Consider the following 15732-nt stretch of genomic DNA (forward strand, 5'->3'; position numbering starts at 1 on the left):
TGGCAAGCCAGCTCCCACAATACCTGTGGGAGTTGGCTTTGCCGACGATGGGCTGCAAAGCAGCCCCAAAATAGCCAAGGTCAGCTGCTACCCGCCACCAACGCCCCCACCACCTGCTCGACACTGGCCTTCAACCCCGCCAGGGAATCCTGGGCATCGGTCTCCACCACCAGCAGTTTGGCTCCGGACGCGGCGATCACCTCGGCCACTGCCTTGCTCGGCTGCTTGTGATGCAGCACCAGCGCCACGTCCTGGCCCTTGAGTTCATCGCCAAGGCGCTTGAGCGCCGCCGCATCCCACTGGTCATCGGCCACTTGCGGGTGGTCGATCAGGTCCAGGTTCAAACCGCTGACCAGGTAGTCCAGGCGATCCGACAGGTTGACCACACTGAGGTTGTCCGCTTCGGCCAGGCGCGCTTCGCTGCCGGCACTGAGCTCCAGCAGCTGGCGCTTGAGGGCGGCCAGGTTGCTCTGGATCTTCGGTTGGTCCGCCGGGCTCAAGCGCCCCAGGTCGTTGGCCAGCACATCGGCCATGCGCCCAAGGTTGCTCGGGTTGAGCCAGGGGTAGCCGGCAAAGGCGTTGTTGCCCTGCACGGCGATGCCCGGCAGGGCACCATCGACCGGGCGCGCGGCGTCGATCTCGACGATGCGGATATTGCTGCGCCGGGCCACCGGGTACAGCGGGTCGTCGCTCCAGATCGAGCGCAGGCCGATCACCGCGTCGGCGCCGCCAGCGGCTTTTTGCAGGCTGGCACCACCGCGGCCACTGAAGTACGACGGCTGGCGCGAGGCCGGAATGTTCGCCGGCGCCGCACGCTGCACTTTTACCGAAGTACCGTCGAGCAGGGCGCTGGCCAGGGTGTTGGTCACCGGCAGCGAAGCCAGGACGGTGACCCCGGCCGCTTGTTGCCTGGCCGCCGCGGGGGCGCTCTGGGCCAGGCTCAGGGTCGGCAGGCCGGCGAGCGCCAGGGCCAGGCACAGGTGCTGGAGTTTGAAGGTCATGCCGGGTTTCCTTGCAGGCGTGGAACAAGGCCGCGGGCGAGGGCGGCGAGGGCGAAGCAGCAGCCGGCGACGAGGATGATCGCCGCACCCGAAGGCACCGGCAGGTCGAAGACGATCGGCAGCAGGATGCCCACCAGGGTGCTCAGGGTGGCAATCAGCACCGAGGCCCAGAAAAAGCCCTTGAGCGATTGGCTGATCAAGCGCGCCGCCGCTGCCGGAATCACCAGCAGGGCGCCGACCAGGATCGCGCCGATGACTTTCACCGCGGCCACGGTGACCAGGGTCACCAGCACCACGAACAGGTAGTCCAGGCGCTTCACCGCGACGCCGCGCACCGCTGCCAGCTGCGGGTTGAAGCTGGCCAGCATGATGCGGTTGTACAGCGGCAGGGCCAGGGCCAGCACCAGGCTGCCGACGATGCCGAGCACCAGCAGGTCCTGGCCGCTGACGGTCAGCACCGAGCCGAACAGCACGTTCTCGAGGATGTGCACGTTGATCTTGCCGGCCAGCATCAGCAGCAGGCTGGCGCCCAGGGCCAGCGACACCGAGAGGAACACGCCGATCAACGTGTCGGGCGACAGGCCGGTGCGGTTGCGCAGAAAGTTCAGCAGGATGCCGAACAGCAGGCAGTAGCCGAACAGGCTGCCGTAGGGGCCGGTGTAGGGTTCGCCGAGCAAAATGCCGATGGCTACACCGGTCAGCGCCGCATGGCCGACGGCTTCGGAGAAGAAGGCAAAGCGCTTGACCACCACCAGGGTACCGAGGCCGCCGAGCACCGGGCCGATCATCAGGCCGGCAAGCAGGGCATTGACCACAAAACCATAGGCCAGGGCTTCGGGCAGGTAGCCGGCGGTAGCCCAACCCTGGATCAGCAGGCGAAATTCTTCGTAGTTCATCAGGCGATGCTCTCGCTGCGCGGGTGGATGGAGAACAGGCTGAGCAGGCGGTCCGGGGTCAGCGCCTGTTTCGGTGGCGCATCGAACAGCACCCGGCGGCTGAGGCCGGTGACGCGGTCGGCCAGGCGTGCCACGGCTTCCAGGTCATGCTCGATCCACAGCACCGTGGTCCCGGCGGCGCGCCACTCGTGCAGCAGGCGTTCGAACACCTGGATACCAGCCTCGTCCAGCGCCGACATCGGCTCATCGAGCACCAGCAGTTGCGGCGCCGGGATCAGTCCCTGGGCCAGCAGTACGCGCTGGCGCTCGCCACCGGAGAGGGCACCCATGCGCCGCTTGCGCTTGTCGAGCATGCCGACCCGCTGCAGCGCGGCATCGATGGCGGGCGCCACCTTGCGTGACAAGCCGAGAAAAGCCGGGCGACGCTGGCACATGGCGGCCATGAAATCATCCACGGTCATCGGCAGGCCACGGTCGAATTCCAGTGCCTGGGGCACGTAGCCGATGATCTGCTCTTCACCCGGCCAGGTCAGGGTCAACTGGCCGTGGTGCGGCATCTGTCCGAGCAGGGTCTTGATCAGCGAGCTCTTGCCGCCGCCATTGGGCCCGACCAGCGCATGCACGCTGCCGGCGGCGACGTTGAAGCTGACCTTGTCGAGGATTCGCGTGCGGCCCAGGGTCAGGTCGACCTCGGCAAAGGCGATGTCCGGCCCGCAGGCGCGGTTGAGCAGCGGTTGCGCCACGGTCATGCCTGGGACTCCTTGATCGCCCGCACCACGGTGTCGAGGTTGCGCTTCATCTCGACTTCGTACTTCTCCTTGCTGTAATCACCGTAGGAGATGTGCGTCAGCGGGTAGATCTTCACCCCCGATTCACGCTGGATGGTTTCGACGTAGGCCGAGGGGAAGTCCATCTCCGAGAAGATCACTTTCACGTCCAGGGCCTTGAGTTGGTCGATGGTCTTTTTCAGCTGGCTGGGGCTTGGTTCGATGCCGTGGGCCGGTTCTACCACGGCGGTGACTTCCAGGCCGAACTCGCGCACCAGGTAGTCGTAGGCGGCGTGGATGGTTGCCACGCGAAACTCCGCGCCCGGCGCTTCGGTGACCTGGGCCAGGGCCTCGGCGCGCAGCTTGCGCAGGCGCTTGGCGTAGGCGCGGGCGTTCTGGCTGTAGTACTTGGCGTTGTCCGGGTCGAGCTTGCCCAGCTCGCGGGCGATGTTGTTGACCTGGGCGATGCTGGCGCTGATCGACAGGAAAGTGTGCGGGTTGACCACCTTGCCGGCACCGCGTGCAGCCACGCCGGTAGCGGCCAGCAGCGGTACGTTGCTGTTCGATTCGATGGTGGCGATGGTGGGCTTTTCGCTGGCGGCGATCATGCGGTCGGCAAAATCGTCATGGCCAACACCGTTGAGCACGATCACATCCAGGGTGCCGATGCGCTTGATGTCCTCGGCCCGTGGCTCGTAGGCGTGGGGGTTGAAACCGGCCGGAATCAGCGGCACCACCTCGGCCTTGTCACCGACGATATTGCTCACGTAGCTGTAGTACGGATGCAGGGTGATGCCGATGCGCAGCGGCTTGCCGTTGTCGGCAAGGGCCAGGGCGGGTAGGGCGCAGGCCAGGAACACACTTAGAAGACGACGGGCGAGGGTGGCGCGAAACATGGGGCGTCCTTGTGTCAGTGACTATGCTGGCGGGTGACGCCGGCGTCGTAGTGGGCGGCGATCTGTTGCCAGCCGGCGGCGATCAGGGCGGCCTGGCTGAAGTCGGCAGGCACGGCGGCGGCGGGGCTGCGCTGCAGCCAGACATCGGCGGCGCCGTCCTGGGCTTCAGGCACCAGCAGGAGGAAACTGCCGGCCACCGCGCTGGCCTGGCTCAGGCCCAGATAGGCACGCTCCTGCAGCAGTTGCCACTGGTGCTGGCCGCGGCTGGCGCTACTGGCGTCGAGCACAAATGGAGGGAAACCTTCTTCGGCGAGGACTTCGACAGCCAGCAGTTGCGGCTCCTCTTCGCGGCGTGCCTGGATCTCGTCGAAGGCCACCCGCAGGTCGGCGTACACCCCTTGCTCGGCCGCATTGAGGTCGCGGCGGGCATCCAGTTGGTGGGCCTCGATGCTCACCTCGTCATGCCGTTCGCCGCGCAGGGCAACGATGCCGGCGGCCACCGCGAGGATCAGCAGGCTGACCAGCAGCACGTACAAGGTTTCATGCCCGGCGCCGGCCGGGCGCACCACCTGGACGCGGCTCATTGCTCGATATCTGCGTAGTCGATTTCCACCACATGGCCGGGGCCGGCGTCGAACAGCACGTAGAACTCGCCGTCCGGGCGCTTGAAAGTCAGCTTGGAGTTTTCACCGAGCTTGCCCGGCACGAGGATCTCTTCGTTGTAGCCGATCACATCGAGGGTTACACCGGGCGCGCCGCTACCGTCGGAAAAGCCGCCAGTGCATTCGATCTGCTCGCCATCGATCGGCTTGCATTCGCACATCGGGTTGTGGGCCAGGGCCGGGCCGGCAGCGCCGAGCAGCAGTAACGGCAGGAGCAGCTTGCGGGACTTCATCATTTGCCTCCTTGTTTGTTCAGCCAGGCAACGGTGGCCGGCGAAGCCTTGCTCAGCGGCACGGCGGCCTGGTGCATGCTGCCGTCCCAGCCTTCGAGGGTGATCCAGATGTCGGCGTCCGCGCGGGTCTTGAGCGGGATTGGCAGGCCGGTGCTCATGCGGTACGGGGTGCCGAAGAAGATTGTCCCGGCGGCACGCAGGCTGCGCGGCTTGCCGATGCGCAGGTAAGCCGCCTTGACCTCGGGGATACAGGCCTGGCACAGGGCCAGATTGAAGGCCTTGAAGTAACCGGCAGGGCCATCGGCGCGCGGAGCTTCATCGCGCAACTCGGCCAGCTGCACGCTCCAGGGGCCGACCTGGATCTCGCCCAGCTCACGCTCGCCCAGGCCGCTGTCACCGCGAAACAACGCCGCGTCGGCAAAGTACTTGGGCATGAAGCCGAGCGGAATCAGCAACAACAGGATGTTCAGGTGAAAGCGCCATTTGTGCCAGAAACGGCTCAACGGGCTTTGCGGCGCAACTGCTGCCTTGCTCATAGGCTGGCCTCCGTGGCGGTATCGGTAGCGGTGGCGATTTGCTTGCGAGGCCTCTGCTCGCGTTTGAGGGCGGCGGCGGTGGCCTGGGCAGTACGCTTGGTCCAGATCAGCAGGCCGCTCAAGACCATCATCGACAGCACCAGGCCGAAGAAAGCCCAGATCAGCTTGATCGCCAGGCCGCCGAAGTCGCCGGTGTGCAGCGGGCGCATGGATTCGGTGACGAACTCCAGGGTCGAGCGGTCGTCGATCAGGAACTGCGACTCGATCTTGCTGTTGTACGGGTTGACGTTGACGGTCTGGAACATCAACGGGTACCAGCCGCGTCCGCCCAGGTAGACGTGGGCATAGGCATTGCCGGGCAGGGAGACGAAGCTCACGTCCAGGCCAGGGATCTGCTCCTTGGCGATGCGCGTGGCGTCATCCAGGCTGATGCGCGGGGCCGGTGCACCCGATTCGGTGCGTGGCACGTCTTCACGGGCAATCACCGGCACCACCGGTTCCGTGGAGAGGGTGATGTGGTTGTCACCCAGGATCGCCTGGATCAGGAACCAGGTGCCGGTGATGGAAATCACCGCAATGAACCAGATCGACCAGATGCCGCTCAGGCGGTGGAAGTCGCCCCAGAAGATCCGCGCGCCATGGTTGAAGCGCAAGGTCGGCTTAAAGAAACCTTTCCAGAACCGTTTATAGACCACCAGCCCGGTGACCAGCGAGGCCAGCATCGGCAGGCCGAGCAGCGACACCAGGTACCAGCCCCAGCTGTAGCCATTGGTGAACGGCACCAGCCACCAGCCGTGCAGGGCACGGGTGAAGGCCTCGAAGCTGAACGACGGGCTCTTGCCCTGGATCGCCCCGGTGTAGGGGTTGACGTACAGGGTCGGCGCGCTGCCGTCCGGGAATACCACGGAGGCGGTGAGGGCGAAGTGCGAGCCATCCGGCTGGCTGATGAAGTTCACGGCCATGTCCGGCTCGGCCTTGTGCAGGGCATCGAGCACCTGCTGGAAGCTCAGCCGCTCGGCGTCGCCATCAGGCTTGCTGGCGCGCACATCGGGGTTGGCCAGCCAGACGATTTCCTGGCTGACCACCGCCAGGGTGCCGGTGACGCAGACGATCAGGACGAAAAACCAGATCGGCAGGGCGAGCCAGCTATGGACCAGGAACCACAGCCTGGATTTGGACTTTTTCGCTTTCTGGGACATTGCAGGTGTCTTTTCAGAGAAATTGAGGTCGAGCCGATGCTCAGCCTTGGGACTGCAATAGATAAGACGAACGAGAATCGTAAAACCCGCAGGGTTAGTTGAAAGCAAATGTTTCAGCCGACCGGTGGCGCCCCGCTACAACGGTTAATTTTCCCCGTTGGCCATCCGTTTCCCATGGACACCGAGCTGCCCGGCTCGCTGCCCCACTGGATGGATGAACGCCGATGAATGCACAAGACTCCCGTAAACTTGCCAGCCGATTCCTAGAATTGCCGCCGGAAAAGCGCCGGATCTTTCTGCAAGCACTGGCCCGTGAAGGGGTCGATTTCGCGCTCTTTCCCATTCCCGCCCAGGTTCAGGCAGCCGAGCGCGGTCTGCCGTCCTATGCGCAGCAGCGCATGTGGTTTCTCTGGCAACTGGAGCCGCAAGGCGCCGCCTACAACCTGCCGGGGGCGGTCAGCTTGCAGGGCCGCCTGGATGAACAGGCCCTGCGAAAAGCGTTCATCAGCCTCAGTGAGCGGCACGAGACCCTGCGTACCGCATTCGCCCGGCAGGACGACGGGAGCCTGCTGCAAGTGCCGGCGCCGCAAGCGCTGCAGATAGAATGCATCGACCTCAGTGCACTGCACCCGGCGCAGCAGGACGCCGCCGTCCGTGAACATGCGCAACAACAGGCGCTGCGGCCTTTTGATCTTGAGCAGGGCCCCTTGTGGCGGGTGGCCGTGCTGCAGCTTGACCCCGAGCGCCACGTACTGCTGTTGACCTTGCACCATATTGTCTCCGACGGCTGGTCGATGAACGTGCTGATCGATGAGTTCGTTCGCTGTTACGACGCCCATGAGCGCGGCCAGGCTCCCGAGCTTCCAGCGCTGCCGATCCAGTACAGCGACTACGCGCTGTGGCAGCGTTGCTGGTTGCAAGCCGGAGAGCAGGAGCGCCAACTGCAGTACTGGCAATCGGTGCTGGGCGACGAGCATCCGGTGCTGGAGCTGCCCTGTGATTTCCCCCGGCCGGCGTTGCCGAGCCACCGTGGCAAGCGCTACACCTTCACGGTCGATACGGCGCTGGCCGAGCAACTGCGGGGTTTGGCCCAGGCCCATCAATCGACCTTGTTCATGGTCCTGTTGGCCGGATTCCAATGCCTGTTGCATCGCTACAGCGGGCAGACCGACCTGCGCGTCGGCGTGCCGATTGCCAACCGCAATCGCAATGAGGTCGAGGGCCTGATCGGCTTTTTCGTCAACACCCAGGTATTGCGTTGCCAGGTCGACAGCCAGACGTGCGTGAGCGAACTGCTGGCCAGGGTGCGCGAGGCCGCGCTAGGGGCGCAGGCACATCAGGAGCTGCCGTTCGAGCGCCTGGTGGAAGCGCTCAAGCTGGAGCGCAGCCTGAGCCATAACCCGCTGTTTCAGGTGATGTACAACCACCAGCCAGTGGTCACCGACATTACCTCGGTGAAGACTGCTTCGGGCCTGAGCCTGGGCTTGATCGAACAGCAGGGGCGCACCACTCAGTTCGACCTGAGCCTGGACACCTGGGAAAAGGCCGGACAGTTGCAGGCGGCACTGACCTTTGCCGAAGACCTGTTCACGCTGGAAACGATCCAGCGCATGGCCGGGCACTGGTTGAACCTGCTGCGTGCAATGGTCGCCTCGCCCCAGCAAAGCATCGGCCAACTGAGCCTGCTCGACCCTGCTGAATTCCAGCGCATGGTTCATGACTGGAACCCGGTCGGCCCAGGCTACCGTCAGGACCTCTGTGTGCACCAGCTGATCGCTGAGCAGGCCGCCGCACAGCCCGATGCGCTGGCGTTGCTGCACGGTCACGAGGGTTACAGCTACCTTGAGCTCGAGCGTTGGTCCAACCGCCTGGCCCATCGCCTGATCGCCGCCGGGGTTGGCCCGGAGGTGCGAGTGGGCATCGCCTTGCCGCGCAGCCCACACCTGCTGGTGGCGTTGCTGGCAGTGTTCAAGGCCGGCGGTGCCTATGTGCCGCTGGATCCGGATTACCCGCCCGAGCGGGTGGCGTACATGCTTGAGGACAGCGGTGCGCGGGTGCTGCTCAGTGATGCCGGGGTGGTCGAGCAACTGGCCTTGCAAACCCGTGCACAGGTAATGCTGGTCGAACCTCAAGAGTCGGCGCTGAGCAGTTGGCCACCCACTGCCCCCGGCCTGCGCGGCAGCGCCAGCAACCTCGCCTATGTCATTTATACCTCCGGTTCCACCGGGCGTCCGAAGGGGGTTGCGATTACTCATCGCAATGTCCTGGCCTTGGTGCATTGGTCGCAGCAGGCCTATCGCCCAGAAGACATTCAGGGGGTGCTGGCGTCCACGTCGATCTGTTTCGACTTGTCAGTCTGGGAATTGTTCGTGACCCTGGCCGGTGGTGGCTTCATCGTGCTGGCGCGCAATGCCCTGGCGTTGCCCGAACTCCCTGGGCGTGATCAGGTGCGCCTGATCAACACCGTGCCGTCGGCGATTGGCGCATTGCAGCGCAGCGGACAGATCCCGCCGGGCGTGCGGATTATCAACCTGGCAGGCGAGCCGCTGAAACAGAGCCTGGTCGACAGCCTCTATCAACTCCCGGGCCTGGAGCATGTCTACGACTTGTACGGGCCGTCCGAAGACACCACCTATTCGACCTGGACCCGTCGCCAGGCCGGTGGGCGGGCCAGTATCGGGCGCCCGTTGCCGCATACCGCCAGCTATCTGCTCGATGCCGAGTTGCAACCGGTAGCCCAGGGGCGGGCTGCCGAGCTGTACCTGGCGGGGGCCGGCATCACGCGCGGCTATCTGGGCCGGCCGGGGCTGACCGCCGAGAAGTTCCTGCCCAATCCGTTTGCCGGCGAAGGTCAACGCCTGTACCGCACCGGCGACCTGGTGCGGTACCGCGACGGCGGCGAAATCCAGTATGTCGGGCGTATCGATCACCAGGTCAAGGTCCGCGGTTTTCGGATCGAGCTGGGCGAGATCGAAACCCGCCTGCTGGGCACACGGTTGCTACGGGAAGTGGCGGTGCTGGTGCAGGAAGGACCGGCCGGCCAGCAGTTGGTCGCCTACGGGGTGCCCGTCGACTCGACGATCGTTGATGCCCAGGCTGCCCGGCAGATCGCCCTGCGCGAACAGCTCAAGGCCGCACTGGCCGAGCACCTGCCGGACTACATGGTGCCTGCGGCGCTGATATTCCTGGCGCAGCTACCGCTGACGCCCAACGGCAAGCTCGATCGCAAGGCGCTGCCGGCGGCCGATACGCTCCTGGCGGCGCGCGAGCACGTGGACGCCGCCGATGAACACGAACAGGCGCTGGTGGCGATCTGGCAGGACCTGCTGGGGCTTGAGCAGGTCAGTGTGCTGGACAACTTCTTCGAGCTGGGCGGCGACTCCATCGTCTCCATGCAGGTCGTCAGCCGCGCTCGCCAGGTAGGTCTGGTCCTCAGTCCCAAGGACATTTTCCAGTTCCAGACGGTGCGCAGCCTGGCCCAGGTGGCCGGTCGCGGCCAGGCGGTGGTGGCGCGGGCGGCGGCCAGTGGCGATGTCGTCCTGACGCCGATCCAGCGCTGGTTCTTCGACCAGGCGATCGAGCAGCGCCAGCACTGGAACCAGTCGTTGCTCCTGACCCCGCGTGAGCCGGTGGATGCGCAGCACCTGCAACAGGCGCTGGACCACCTGCTGGGCCATCACGACAGCTTGCGCTTGCGTTTTACCCCGCAGGCCGCTGGTTGGCAGCAACAGTACGCGGCGCAGCCGGGCGCAGTGCTCTGGGTACGCCAGGCCAGTGACGCGCAGCAGGCGCTGGCATGCTGCGAACAAGCGCAGCGCAGCCTGGATCTGCAGCACGGCCCATTGCTGCGGGTGTTGCTGCTGGACCTGGCTGACGGGACCCAGCAACTGCTGCTGGTGCTTCATCACCTGGTGGTCGACGGGGTGTCGTGGCGGATTCTGCTGGAAGACTTGCAAGCGCTGTATCGCCAGGTCCAGCAGGGGCAAGTGCCCACCCTGGCACCTCGCACCAGCGCCTACCAGGACTGGGCGTTGCAGCTTGAGCAGGAAGCGCAGCGGCGCGGCGACGAGGTGGATTACTGGGAATCGCAACTGCAGGCCAGCAGCGTTGCCGAGTTGCCTGCCGCCGACCCTGGGGCCAGCCTGGAAAACCGCCATGAACTGAAGATCGAGTGCCGCTTCGATGCCGACACCACCCGGCAGTTGCTGCAAGTGGCGCCAGCGGCCTACCGCACCCAGGTCAATGACTTGTTGCTGACGGCTCTGGCGCGGGTGCTGAGCCGCTGGACAAAGGCTCCGGGGGTGTTGATCGAGCTTGAAGGGCATGGCCGCGAGGACGTGTTCGATGACCTCGACCTGTCGCGCAGCATCGGCTGGTTTACCAGCCTGTATCCGCTGCTACTGGTGCCGGCAACCGAGATCGGCGAGGCCATCAAGGGCGTCAAGGAGCAATTGCGCGGCGTCCCCGGCAAGGGTATCGGTCATGGCTTGCTGCGCTACCTGGGGGCGCCGCAGCTGGCTGCGCGCCTGGCTGTGCTGCCAAAGCCAAGGGTGACCTTCAACTACCTGGGCCAGTTCGATCGCCAGTTCGACGAGCAGGCGCTGTTCGTCCCGGCTAGCGCTAGCGGCGGCCGGGCCCAGGACCCGCAGGCGCCGTTGGCCAACTGGTTGACCGTGGAAGGGCAGGTGTACGGCGGCGAGCTGGCCTTGCGCTGGGGTTTCAGCCAGCAGATGTTCGCCCCCGACAGCATCCAGGCGCTGGTCGACGCCTTCAGCGACGAGCTGCGCGAACTGATTGCCCATTGCTGCCAGCAGGCGCCGGGCCAGGCCACTGCCTCGGACTTTGCCCTGGCACGCCTGGATCAAGGCGCCCTTGACCGTCTGCCGGTGTGCAGTCGCGAACTGCAAGACATCTACCCGTTGTCACCGATGCAGCAGGGCATGCTGTTCCACAGCCTGTACGAGCAAGGTGGCAGCGATTACATCAACCAGATGCGCGTCGATGTTGATGGCCTTGACCCACAGCGCTTGCACGCTGCCTGGCAAGGTGCGGTGCAGGCCCACGATATTCTGCGCAGCGGGTTCGTCTGGGAAGGTGAGCTGGAGCGCCCGCTGCAGATGGTCTACAAGCAGGTCGAGCTGCCGTGGCAGGTACTGGACTGGCGTGATCGCGACGACCTTGAACAGGCCCTTGGGCAACTGGCCGAGCAGCAACGCCTGGATGGCTTCGCGCTCAGCCGGGCGCCCTTGCTGCGCCTGACCCTGGTACGCACCGCAGCAGCGCGCTACCACCTGATCCAGACCAGCCATCACCTGTTGCTCGATGGCTGGAGCAACGCTCGCCTGCTCGGCGAAGTCCTCCAGCGCTACAGCGGCCAGGCGGTGCCGGTGGTAGCGGGTCGGTACCGGGACTACATCGAGTGGCTGCAGCATCAGGATGCGCAGGCCAGTGAAGCGTTCTGGCGTACGCAATTGGCCAACCTGGCCCTGCCCACACGCCTGGCCAATGCCCTGCGGGCTCCCGCGGCCGTCGCCGAGCGTTGTGCCCATGGCGATCATTATCAGCACCTGGGCAGCGAGATGACCGAGCGCCTGAGCGGTTTTGCCCGCCAGCAGAAAGTCACCCTCAATACGCTGGTGCAGGCGGCCTGGTTGCTGCTGTTGCAACGCTACACCGGGCAGGACACGGTGGCCTTCGGGGCTACCGTGGCTGGGCGGCCGATGCAGATTCGCGGCATCGAGCAACAGATTGGCCTGTTCATCAACACCCTGCCGGTGATTGCCCGGCCGCAGTCCGGGCACACCCTCAGTCGCTGGTTGCAAGAGGTGCAGCAGACCAACCTGGCCCTGCGCGAGCACGAGCACACGCCGTTGTTCGATATCCAGCGCTGGTCGGGGCAGGGCAGCGATGCGCTGTTCGATACCTTGCTGGTGTTCGAGAACTACCCGCTGGACGCTGCCCTGGCCGAAGGGCAAGGGCTGGGTGTGCAGTTCGGTGCCGTCAGTAACCTTGAACGCACCAACTATCCCTTGACCATCGCCGTGACCCTGGGCCAGACCCTGGACCTGCACTACAGCTATCAGCAGGCGGCGTTTGCTGCCCCGGCCATTGACGGGCTGGCGGCCCAGTTGCACGGCCTGCTCGAACAGTTCATTGAGGGTGGTGACCGGGTGCTGGCTGATTTCGACCTGGTGACGGCCGCCGAGCGTCAGGCGCTGCTGGCCTGGCCGCAAGCCCGGGTTGTTGCCGAGCCGCCGCTCGGGCTGGCGCAGATGATTGCGGCCCAGGCCCACTCCCGGCCACAGGCTGTGGCGCTGGTGGTCGGGCAACGGCAATTGAGCTACCAGGCGCTCAACGCCCGGGCCAACCGCCTGGCCCGGCGGCTGATCAGCGACGGCGTTGGCCCGGATGTGCTGGTGGGGATCTGCATGCACCGCAGCGAGGCGCTGATCGTCGGCTTGCTGGCGATTCTCAAGGCCGGTGGTGCCTATGTGCCGCTGGACCCTGAGTACCCTGCCGAGCGCCTGGCCTACATGATCGCCGATAGCGGTGTCAGGCTGATCCTGGCCGAGGCGCAGTGTGCCGGGCTGGTCGGCACCGACAACGTCCGGGTGCTGAACTACGCCAGTCTGGAGCTGGCCGCTGATGACAGCAACCCGCAGGTCGAACTGTCGGCGCACAACCTGGCGTGCCTGATCTACACCTCCGGCTCGACCGGTCAGCCCAAGGGCGTGGCCCTGGAGCAGGGGGCCTTGCTCACCCATATTCGCACCATGCAGGACTGCTACCGGGTTTCGCCGGATGACCGGTTCCTGCATTTCGCTTCGCTGAATTTCGACTGGGGCACCGAGCAGTGGCTGTTGCCGCTGGTCAGTGGTGCCCGCTGTATCTTGCGCGGCGAGGGGCTCTGGAGCGCCGAAGAGGCGCTGCAGGTGATCGAGACCGAGCAGGCCAGCATCGTCTATTTCCCGACCCAGTATGCCTGCCAGCTGGCTGCCTGGGCCGCAACCTCTGAGCGTCGGGTGAAAGTGCGCTCGTTCAACGTTGCCGGCGAGGCGTTCCCGAAAGAGGGCTTCGAGCAGATTCAGGCGGTGTTGCAACCCCAGCACATCGTCAACGGCTATGGCCCGACCGAAACCGTGATCACGCCGTTTCTGTGGGAAGCCGATACGCACACCGGCATCGATTCGGTTTACGCACCGATCGGTCGCCCGGTTGCCCAGCGCAGTGCCTACGTGCTGGCCGAGGATCTGAGCCTGCAGCCGCGCGCGGCGGTGGGTGAGTTGTATATCGGCGGCACCTGCCTGGCCCGCGGTTATCACGGTCGGCCGGCGTTGACCGCCGAGCGTTTCGTACCTGACCCCTTTGCCGCCTCGCCCGGGGCCCGCCTGTATCGCAGCGGCGATCTGGTGCGCTACCTGGACGACGGTGCGCTGGAGTACATCGGGCGGATCGATCATCAAGTGAAGATTCGCGGCTTTCGCGTCGAGATCGGCGAGATCGAGGCGCGGCTGCTGGAACAGGCGCAAGTCGCCCAGGCGGTGGTGCTGGCCGTGCCGGCCGCGAGCGGGCAGCAACTGGTGGCCTACGTGGTGCCAGAGCAGCCACTGGCCGCTGAAGAAGTCGCCACACGCATGGCCTTGCGCGACCATTTGCGTCAGGCGCTGAGCCAGGGGTTGCCCGATTACATGCTGCCGTCGCACTGGCAGATTCTCGAGCGACTGCCGCTGACGCCCAACGGCAAGGTGGATCGCAAGGCCTTGCCGGCGCCGGATGCCAGTTTGCTGCAGCACCATCATGTGCCGCCGGTCACGGCCCTGGAGCGCCAGCTGGCGCAGTACTGGACTGACGTGCTGGAGGTTGCCCGGGTCGGCTTGCGCGACAACTTCTTCGACCTCGGCGGCCATTCGTTGCTGGCCACCCAGGTCATCAGCCGGGTGCGTCATGCCCTGGGGCTGGATGTTCCGTTGCGGCTACTGTTCGAAGCTGCCGACCTGGGCGCTTTTGCCCAGGCCCTGCAAAGCCTCGACCAGCAGCCAGTGGGCGTTGCCCCGCCGTTGCAGCGAGCGCCACAGCAGCCGCTTCAGCCGTTGTCCTATGCCCAGCAGCGGCTCTGGTTCCTTTGGCAACTGGCGCCGGAAAGCTCGATGTACAACATTCCTCGCGCCCTCAGGCTCGACGGCGTGCTCGATGTCGGCGCTATCGAACAGGCGTTCCAGGGGCTGATTCAACGCCATGCGGTGCTGCGCACCACTTACCTGCAGGAAGGCGGGGATAGCTGGCAGTTGCAACACGCGAGCATGCCGCTGGCGCTGCAGCGGATCGACCTGCGCGAGCTGTGCGCCGAGCAACGCCAGGCCAGGCTGGAGCAGGTGCTGGAGCGCGAAGCCAACGCGCCGTTCGACCTGGTCAAAGGGCCATTGCTGCGGGTAGCGCTGGTGCAGGTGGCGTCCGAGCAGCATTACCTGCTGGTGACTTTGCACCATATCGTCGCCGACCACTGGTCCTTCGCCATCCTGCTGCGTGAGTTTGTCACCCTCTATGACGCCTTCGCGCAACACCAGGCCGCGCCGCTGCCGGCGGTTGAACTGGGCTACGTGGACTTTGCCGTCTGGCAGCGTCAGTGGCTGGCTGCTGGCGAAATGCAGCGACAGCTCGCCTACTGGCGCAGCACCCTCGGTGACCAGCATGCGCTGACCCGCTTGCCGGGCTCGCAGCTGCCCTTGGCAATCACCGGCGAGGGCGGCTGCCAGGTTCACGGGTTCGCTTTCAGCGCATCCATGAGCGAAGCCTTGCGCGCCCATGCCAAGGACCGGGGGTTGACCCTGTACATGCTCCTGCTGTCGGGCTTTGCCCTGGCCGTGGCCCAGCGCAGCGACAGCCAGCGCGTGCGCCTGGGTACCGATATCGCCAACCGCAATCATGCCGGCATTGAAGAAATGGTCGGCTTCTTCGTTAACCAACTGGTACTGCAACTAGAGGTGAACGAACAAGCCACGGTCGAGCAATGGCTGAGCCGTTGCCGGACCACGGTGATCGAGGCTTCGGACCATCAGGACCTGCCATTCGATCGTCTGGTCGAGGCCTTGCGCTTACCGCGCCAGGCGGGGCGCTCGCCGCTGTTTGCAATCAAGTTCATCTACCAGGAGGGCAGTGCGGCCATGCCGCACCCTCAAGGGCTGCGAGTAGAGAGTTGCGAGGCGGGGCAGGCGGCGACGGAGCTGGACTTGATCGTCGAGTTCGTCAACGACGCCAGCGCCATTCGGGTCGCGTTCAAGTGCGATGGCAGCCTGTATACGGCCACCGACATGGACGATCTGTTCGCTCAGTTGCAAGGGATTTTTCAGCAGTTGCTGAGTGCGCCACAGGCCACCCTGGCAGCGGTGCTGGCCGAGGCCGCAAACATTCGTGCGGCAGCCGAGCAGGCACGCGTCGCGGCGCGCCAGGCGCAACTGCAGGCGCACCACCCGATTCGGCGTCGGGCCAGCCGCCTGCAAGTGCAATAGACATAGTCACGCCGGTGGGCCCAGGGGCTTGCCGGC

General features: G+C 65.4%; 9 protein-coding genes. 1 reads left to right on the plus strand and 8 read right to left on the minus strand.

What is annotated here, in order from left to right:
• Positions 1–80 precede the first annotated feature (80 nt).
• From CCOS864_RS10540 to CCOS864_RS10575, 8 genes are read right to left on the minus strand one after another with little or no spacing between them, the layout of a single operon-like run.
• On the minus strand, positions 81–1001 hold the full coding sequence (locus CCOS864_RS10540) for a metal ABC transporter solute-binding protein, Zn/Mn family (RefSeq protein WP_115086235.1): 921 nt from the start codon (positions 999–1001) through the stop codon (positions 81–83).
• Complete coding sequence (locus CCOS864_RS10545; RefSeq protein WP_115086236.1) at positions 998–1897, minus strand: metal ABC transporter permease; 900 nt, start codon at positions 1895–1897, stop codon at positions 998–1000. Before CCOS864_RS10545 ends, CCOS864_RS10540 begins: the two co-directional genes overlap by 4 nt.
• On the minus strand, positions 1897–2646 hold the full coding sequence (locus CCOS864_RS10550; protein WP_115086237.1) for a metal ABC transporter ATP-binding protein: 750 nt from the start codon (positions 2644–2646) through the stop codon (positions 1897–1899). Before CCOS864_RS10550 ends, CCOS864_RS10545 begins: the two co-directional genes overlap by 1 nt.
• Entirely contained in the window at positions 2643–3560 is a 918-nt protein-coding gene (locus tag CCOS864_RS10555) for a metal ABC transporter substrate-binding protein (protein WP_115086238.1), read from the minus strand. Before CCOS864_RS10555 ends, CCOS864_RS10550 begins: the two co-directional genes overlap by 4 nt.
• 14 nt (positions 3561–3574) lie before the next feature.
• Positions 3575–4144 (minus strand): DUF6162 family protein, encoded by a 570-nt coding sequence (locus CCOS864_RS10560; protein WP_115086239.1) that lies wholly within the window; start codon positions 4142–4144, stop codon positions 3575–3577.
• Positions 4141–4455 (minus strand): hypothetical protein, encoded by a 315-nt coding sequence (locus tag CCOS864_RS10565; RefSeq protein ID WP_115086240.1) that lies wholly within the window; start codon positions 4453–4455, stop codon positions 4141–4143. Before CCOS864_RS10565 ends, CCOS864_RS10560 begins: the two co-directional genes overlap by 4 nt.
• On the minus strand, positions 4455–4991 hold the full coding sequence (locus tag CCOS864_RS10570) for a thiamine pyrophosphate-binding protein (RefSeq protein WP_115086241.1): 537 nt from the start codon (positions 4989–4991) through the stop codon (positions 4455–4457). Before CCOS864_RS10570 ends, CCOS864_RS10565 begins: the two co-directional genes overlap by 1 nt.
• The gene (locus CCOS864_RS10575; RefSeq protein ID WP_115086242.1) at positions 4988–6190 is read right to left on the minus strand and encodes a PepSY-associated TM helix domain-containing protein; all 1203 of its coding nucleotides are present in this window, start codon (positions 6188–6190) and stop codon (positions 4988–4990) included. The genes CCOS864_RS10570 and CCOS864_RS10575 overlap by 4 nt, the downstream gene beginning before the upstream one ends.
• Before the next feature lie 224 nt (positions 6191–6414).
• On the opposite strand from CCOS864_RS10575, the gene CCOS864_RS10580 reads away from it, so the two are divergent.
• Positions 6415–15696 (plus strand): non-ribosomal peptide synthetase, encoded by a 9282-nt coding sequence (locus CCOS864_RS10580; protein WP_115086243.1) that lies wholly within the window; start codon positions 6415–6417, stop codon positions 15694–15696.
• The last annotated feature ends 36 nt before the right edge of the window (positions 15697–15732 follow it).

Source organism: Pseudomonas wadenswilerensis, assembly GCF_900497695.1.
Taxonomy (GTDB): domain Bacteria; phylum Pseudomonadota; class Gammaproteobacteria; order Pseudomonadales; family Pseudomonadaceae; genus Aquipseudomonas; species Aquipseudomonas wadenswilerensis.

Excerpts from the sequence above, each read along its gene's own strand:
- CCOS864_RS10545 (WP_115086236.1), bottom strand. The coding sequence starts at position 1,897 with ATGAACTACGAAGAATTTCGCCTGCTGATCCAGGGTTGGGCTACCGCC.
- CCOS864_RS10555 (WP_115086238.1), bottom strand. The coding sequence starts at position 3,560 with ATGTTTCGCGCCACCCTCGCCCGTCGTCTTCTAAGTGTGTTCCTGGCC.
- CCOS864_RS10565 (WP_115086240.1), bottom strand. The coding sequence starts at position 4,455 with ATGAAGTCCCGCAAGCTGCTCCTGCCGTTACTGCTGCTCGGCGCTGCC.
- CCOS864_RS10540 (WP_115086235.1), bottom strand. The coding sequence starts at position 1,001 with ATGACCTTCAAACTCCAGCACCTGTGCCTGGCCCTGGCGCTCGCCGGC.
- CCOS864_RS10570 (WP_115086241.1), bottom strand. The coding sequence starts at position 4,991 with ATGAGCAAGGCAGCAGTTGCGCCGCAAAGCCCGTTGAGCCGTTTCTGG.
- CCOS864_RS10550 (WP_115086237.1), bottom strand. The coding sequence starts at position 2,646 with ATGACCGTGGCGCAACCGCTGCTCAACCGCGCCTGCGGGCCGGACATC.
- CCOS864_RS10575 (WP_115086242.1), bottom strand. The coding sequence starts at position 6,190 with ATGTCCCAGAAAGCGAAAAAGTCCAAATCCAGGCTGTGGTTCCTGGTC.
- CCOS864_RS10580 (WP_115086243.1), top strand. The coding sequence starts at position 6,415 with ATGAATGCACAAGACTCCCGTAAACTTGCCAGCCGATTCCTAGAATTG.
- CCOS864_RS10560 (WP_115086239.1), bottom strand. The coding sequence starts at position 4,144 with ATGAGCCGCGTCCAGGTGGTGCGCCCGGCCGGCGCCGGGCATGAAACC.